General features: G+C 65.0%; 5 protein-coding genes and 1 pseudogene. All 6 read left to right on the top strand.

What is annotated here, in order from left to right; translation table 11 throughout:
- Positions 1-913, top strand: a 913-nt coding sequence (locus ACE3O8_RS13095; protein WP_374390438.1) for a molybdopterin-dependent oxidoreductase, incomplete at its 5' end; no start/stop codon positions are given.
- The gene (gene nuoH / locus ACE3O8_RS13100) at positions 913-1,968 is read left to right on the top strand and encodes an NADH-quinone oxidoreductase subunit NuoH (RefSeq protein WP_374390440.1); all 1,056 of its coding nucleotides are present in this window, start codon (positions 913-915) and stop codon (positions 1,966-1,968) included. The genes ACE3O8_RS13095 and nuoH, both read left to right, overlap by 1 nt.
- Positions 1,965-2,450 (top strand): NADH-quinone oxidoreductase subunit NuoI, encoded by a 486-nt coding sequence (gene nuoI, locus ACE3O8_RS13105; RefSeq protein ID WP_374390442.1) that lies wholly within the window; start codon positions 1,965-1,967, stop codon positions 2,448-2,450. Before nuoH ends, nuoI begins: the two co-directional genes overlap by 4 nt.
- Positions 2,451-2,503: 53 nt before the next feature.
- Positions 2,504-3,166, top strand: a complete 663-nt coding sequence (locus tag ACE3O8_RS13110) for an NADH-quinone oxidoreductase subunit J (protein WP_374390444.1) — start codon at positions 2,504-2,506, stop codon at positions 3,164-3,166.
- Positions 3,163-3,468 carry an NADH-quinone oxidoreductase subunit NuoK gene (gene nuoK, locus ACE3O8_RS13115; protein WP_374390446.1) on the top strand — a complete coding sequence of 102 codons (306 nt, stop codon included), beginning with the start codon at positions 3,163-3,165 and terminating at the stop codon, positions 3,466-3,468. The genes ACE3O8_RS13110 and nuoK overlap by 4 nt, the downstream gene beginning before the upstream one ends.
- A 1-nt stretch (position 3,469) precedes the next feature.
- Positions 3,470-3,920: pseudogene (locus ACE3O8_RS13120) on the top strand (NADH-quinone oxidoreductase subunit L); the annotation flags it as partial.

A 3,920-nucleotide genomic window follows, 5' to 3' on the forward strand; every position in this document is an offset into this window, starting at 1 on the left:
GATCCTGCTGGTGGGCTGCGACCCCCGCCTGGACGCGCCGCTGGTGAACAGCCGCATCCTGAAGGCCGTGCGCCGCAAGGGCGCGCAGGTGTTCCGCATCGGCGCGGGCAGCACGCCGGCCTATCCGCTGACGGAGCTGGGCGATGACATGGGCCTGCTGGCGAAGCTGCCGGCTGAACTGGCGGATGCGCTGAAGGCGGCGGCGCGGCCTGCGCTGCTGATCGGCAGCCGCAACGCCTCGGCCGAGGTGCTGGCCGCCGCCCATGCACTGTCCGGCCAGTTCGTGAAGGACAGCTGGAACGGCTTCAACATCCTGCACACGGCGGCCGCGCGCGTGGGCGCGCTGACGACGGGCTGGGCGGGCGAGGGGCTGGAGGCGATGGCGCACAACCCGCCGAAGCTGCTGCTGCTGCTGGGCGTGGACGAAGTGGCGCTGGCGCCGTTCGGCGGCGCCACGAAAATCTATGTGGGCAGCCACGGCGATCGCGGCGCGGCGGTTGCCGACATCATCCTGCCGGGCGCGGCCTGGGCGGAAAAGCCGGGCACTTTCATGAACATGGAAGGCCGGGTGCAGCGCGCCTTCCGCGCCACATTCCCGCCCGGAGAGGCGCGGGAGGACTGGACGATCTTCCGGGCGCTGGCTGACGTGCTGGGCATCACGCTGGGGTATGACACCCTTGATCAGCTGCGCGCCCGCATCGCGGCGGAGTGGCCGGAGCTGGCCCGCGAGGGCCTGACGCCCGCAACGTGGGACGCGGCGAAGCCGAAGGCCGGCAAGCCATCGGGGCCGTCGAAGCCGCGCGCCACGGATTACTACAGCTCCAACCCGATCCTGCGCGCCAGCCCCACGATGCGGGCCTGCGTGGCGGAAATCATCGAAGGCCGCGCGCCTCAACTGGAGGCGGCTGAATAATGGTCGAGTTCTTCCAGACCTGGTTGGGCACCGGCTTCGGCTGGTTCGTCGCCCACCTGATCTTCATCCTGCTGATCGCGTTGCCGGTGATGTTGTGCATGGCGCTCGCCACCTGGGTGGACCGCAAGGTGTGGGCGGCGATGATGCTGCGGCGCGGGCCGAACGTGGTCGGCCCCATCGGCATCCTGCAACCCTTTGCGGACGGGCTGAAGCTGTTCCTGAAGGAAACCATCGTGCCCTCGGGCGCGAACAAGGGCGTGTTCTTCATCGCGCCTGTCATCACCTTCGTTCTGGCGCTGGTTGCCTGGGCGGTGATCCCGTTCGATGCGGGCTGGGTGCTGGCCGACATCAATGTGGGCCTGCTGTTCCTGTTCGCCGTGTCGTCCATGGGCGTTTACGGCATCATCATGTCGGGCTGGGCATCGAACTCCAAATACCCGTTCCTCGGCGGGCTTCGCTCGGCGGCGCAGATGGTCTCCTATGAAGTCTCCATCGGCTTCGTCATCGTCACGGTGGTGCTCTACGCCTCCAGCTTCAACCTGACCGATATCGTGGAAAGCCAGCGCGGCAACATCTTCGGCATCGTCAACGGCCATATCTTCAACCCGCTGCTGCTGCCGATGGCGGTGGTGTTCCTGATCTCGGCGCTCGCGGAAACCAACCGCCCCCCGTTCGACCTGCCAGAGGCGGAATCCGAACTCGTTGCGGGCTATCAGATCGAATATTCCTCGATGACCTTCGCCCTGTTCTTCCTGGGCGAATATATGAACATCCTGCTGATGTGCGCGCTGACGAGCATCCTGTTTCTGGGGGGCTATCTGCCGCCCTTCAACTGGGAGCCGCTGTATCTGGTGCCCGGCCTCGTGTGGCTGTTCGCCAAGATCGTCTTCATGTTCTTCGTGTTCGCCTGGGTGAAGGCAACGGTGCCGAGGTACCGCTATGACCAGCTGATGCGGCTGGGCTGGAAGGTGTTCCTGCCGCTCTCGCTGTTCTGGGTGGTGCTGGTGTCGGGCTGGCTCGTCTTCACCGGCCATTTTTCAGGAGGGGCTGCATGAGCATCCTTCAGGCTGCCAAGTCGCTGCTGCTGCTGGAGTTCATCCGCGGCCATGCGCTGACCTTCAGCTATATGTTCAAGCCGACGCGGACGGTGAACTACCCCTATGAAAAGGGGCCGATTTCGCCGCGCTTCCGGGGTGAACATGCGCTGCGCCGCTATCCGAACGGCGAGGAACGCTGCATCGCCTGCAAGCTGTGCGAAGCCGTTTGTCCGGCGCAGGCCATCACCATCGAGGCGGAGCCCCGCGCCGACGGGTCGCGCCGCACGACGCGCTATGACATCGACATGACGAAGTGCATCTATTGCGGCCTCTGCCAGGAGGCCTGCCCGGTGGACGCCATCGTCGAGGGACCGAATTTCGAGTTCGCCACCGAAACCCGCGAGGAGCTGATGTACGACAAGGACAGGCTGCTCGCGAATGGCGAGCGCTGGGAACGGGCGATCGCGGCAAACCTTGCCGCCGACGCCCCCTATCGCTAACGGGCTGCGGGGCTTTCCATCATGACTCTTTCCAACAGGGGCCGCGCACAGCCGTGATCCAGGCCGCCATCTTCTATCTGTTCGCGACCGTCGTCGTGGCCTCCGGGCTGATGGTGATCCTCGCGAAGAACCCGGTGCATTCCGTGCTGTGGCTCATCCTCGCCTTCTTCAATGCGGCGGGGCTGTTCCTGGTGATCGGGGCAGAGTTCGTCGCGATGATCCTGGTGATCGTCTATGTGGGCGCGGTTGCCGTGCTGTTCCTGTTCGTGGTGATGATGCTGGACATCGACTTCACCGAGATGCGAGCCGGTTTCGCGCGATATCTGCCGTTCGGCATGCTGCTGGCGCTGATCCTGGCGGTGGAGCTGGTGCTGGTGGCGGGCGCCTGGGCCTTTGGCGACATGGTGCCGGGCGCGCGCATGGCGCCGAAACCGCCGGTGGAGGCGAACCTGCCCAACACCCAGGCGATCGGTACGATCCTCTACACGGACTATGTCTTCATCTTCCAGATGGCGGGCATGATCCTGCTGACGGCGATGGTGGGCGCGATCGTGCTGACGCTGCGGCGGCGGCCGGGCGTGAAGCGGCAGGACGTGTCGGCGCAGAATGCGCGCACGCCGGCCAGCGCCGTCACCATCACGAAACCCGCCATCGGCGCGGGCGTGGATACAGGGGCCGGCGTGCAGCCGCTCATCGAGAAGGAGGGCCGTTCATGATCGGCATCGGCCATTACCTGACGGTGGGCGCGATCCTGTTCACGCTGGGCGTGTTCGGCATCTTCATCAACCGCAAGAACATCATCGTCATCCTGATGTCGGTGGAATTGATCCTGCTGGCGGTGAACATCAACTTTGTCGCCTTCTCGGTGTTCCTGAACGACATGGTGGGGCAGATCTTCGCCATGTTCGTGCTCACGGTCGCCGCGGGCGAGGCTGCCATCGGCCTTGCCATTCTCGTCATCTATTTCCGGAACCGCGGGACCATCGCTGTCGATGATGTCCGCCAGATGCGTGGCTGACATGATCCAGGCTCTCGTCTTCCTTCCCCTTCTCGCCTTCCTGGTGGCCGGCATCGGCAACCGGGCGATCGGCAACACGGCTGCCAAGGCCGTCACCACGGGCGCGCTGTTCATCAGCTGCGCGCTGGCCTGGGTGATCTTCATCGGCCTGATCGGCGGCGCGCCCGCGCAGGATCATGTGGTGGCCGAATGGTTCACCAGCGGCGATCTGGCCGTGAACTGGACTCTGAAGGTGGACATCCTGACGGGCGTGATGCTCGTCGTCATCACCTCGGTGTCGGCGCTCGTCCACCTCTACAGCTGGGGCTATATGGCCGAGGATCCGGATCAGCCCCGCTTCTTCGCCTATCTGTCGCTCTTCACCTTCGCCATGCTGATGCTGGTGACGGCCGACAATCTGGTCCAGATGTTCTTCGGCTGGGAAGGGGTCGGCCTCGCGTCGTACCTGCTGA

This window comes from Sandaracinobacter sp., assembly GCF_041909755.1.
Classification (GTDB): Bacteria; Pseudomonadota; Alphaproteobacteria; order Sphingomonadales; family Sphingomonadaceae; genus Sandaracinobacteroides.

Excerpts from the sequence above, each read along its gene's own strand:
- nuoH (WP_374390440.1), top strand. The coding sequence starts at position 913 with ATGGTCGAGTTCTTCCAGACCTGGTTGGGCACCGGCTTCGGCTGGTTC.
- nuoI (WP_374390442.1), top strand. The coding sequence starts at position 1,965 with ATGAGCATCCTTCAGGCTGCCAAGTCGCTGCTGCTGCTGGAGTTCATC.
- nuoK (WP_374390446.1), top strand. The coding sequence starts at position 3,163 with ATGATCGGCATCGGCCATTACCTGACGGTGGGCGCGATCCTGTTCACG.